Genomic DNA, 1,284 nt, shown 5'->3' with positions numbered 1-1,284 from the left:
TTATATCACTTGATATATAATTCAATCTTTCCACGGGCCTCATGACGCCCCCCCCAAACAGGAGCGCAACCATGGCAAGGCCGAGAGAATTTAGCGAAGAGCGCGTGCTCGAAGCGGCATGCGACGCGTTCTGGGAACACGGCTACGAAGGCACGACCACGCGCGACCTGGTGAGATTCACCGGGCTGACGCAACCTAGCCTGTACAACGCGTTCGGTGACAAGCGCGCTGTTTCGCCTTGCACTCGAGCACTATCTCGATCACACGTTGCGCAACCGGATCGCACGACTCGAACGTGGCTTCACGCCTGCGTTGGCCATTACCGCATTTTTTGCCGAAGTCATCCAGCGTAGCGCCTCCGACACTGGTCAGCGAGGCTGCATGCTGGTCAACGCCGTGCTCGAGAAGGATCGGCATGCGGACGGTTTGCAAGAGGCGATCGCGAGCGAACTCGCTGAAATCAGAGGCTTCTTTTGCAGAAGCATTGCTGCTGCGCAGAAGCGCCGCGAAGTTTCGAAAAGCATTAAAGCCAATGACGCATCCGTTCATCTCCTTACCGTACTGATGGGTTTGCGCGTGCTCGCGCGTACCAGTGTCGAGCGCGAACTGCTGCGTTCGGCTGTGGAAGTGTCACTAGCCATGCTCGGTTTGCCCGGTTTGCGGGAGGCAGAGAACGCCATATCGAGTGAATGATTTTCGTCGCACGGTTCGATGTGCCGCGGCAAAAGCCAGCGAACCGTGCGTGTCTACCTTGTCATTTTGAAAAAGCATCATGAGTCAACGTACTTTCCTTATCACCGGCGCAAGCAAAGGCATTGGCCGCGCGCTGTCCGAACGGCTCGCACGCGAAGGCCATCAGGTTGTCGGCATCGCACGTCGCACCGATGATCCAACCTTCCCCGGCACGCTTGTCAGCATTGATCTCGCCGATCGCGAAGCAACTGACAAGGGCTTGCGTGAACTGACTTCGCGCTACGCGTTTGACGGCGTCGTCAACAACATGGGCTTCATCAAGCTTGCGCGTCTTGACGACATCGAACTCGATGATCTTGATCGCACGTTCAGCACCAATCTGATTCCCGCCGTGCAAACGGCACAGGCTTTGCTGCCGAACATGCGGGAAAAGGGCTGGGGACGTATCGTCAATCTGTCGAGCCTGGTTGTGCTGGGTGTCACACAGCGGAGCGCGTATGCAGCCGCCAAGAGTGCAATGATCAGTTTCACGCGCACGTGGGCACTCGAGCTTGCCGAAACCGGCATCACCGTCAATTCGGTCGCACCTGG

General features: G+C 57.4%; 1 protein-coding gene and 1 pseudogene. Both read left to right on the top strand.

Going from position 1 to position 1,284, the window contains the following annotated elements; translation table 11 throughout:
* The first annotated feature begins 71 nt into the window (after positions 1–71).
* Positions 72–693, top strand: a pseudogene (locus FVF58_RS51070) (TetR/AcrR family transcriptional regulator).
* Between the two features lie 79 nt (positions 694–772).
* Positions 773–1,284 (top strand): SDR family NAD(P)-dependent oxidoreductase (locus tag FVF58_RS51065; protein ID WP_149676992.1); only part of this gene is annotated, 512 nt, incomplete at its 3' end.

The sequence above is a fragment of the Paraburkholderia panacisoli genome (assembly GCF_008369935.1).
In the GTDB taxonomy this organism is placed as follows: Bacteria; Pseudomonadota; Gammaproteobacteria; order Burkholderiales; family Burkholderiaceae; genus Paraburkholderia; species Paraburkholderia panacisoli.
This window is presented reverse-complemented; position numbering and strand designations above follow the sequence as displayed.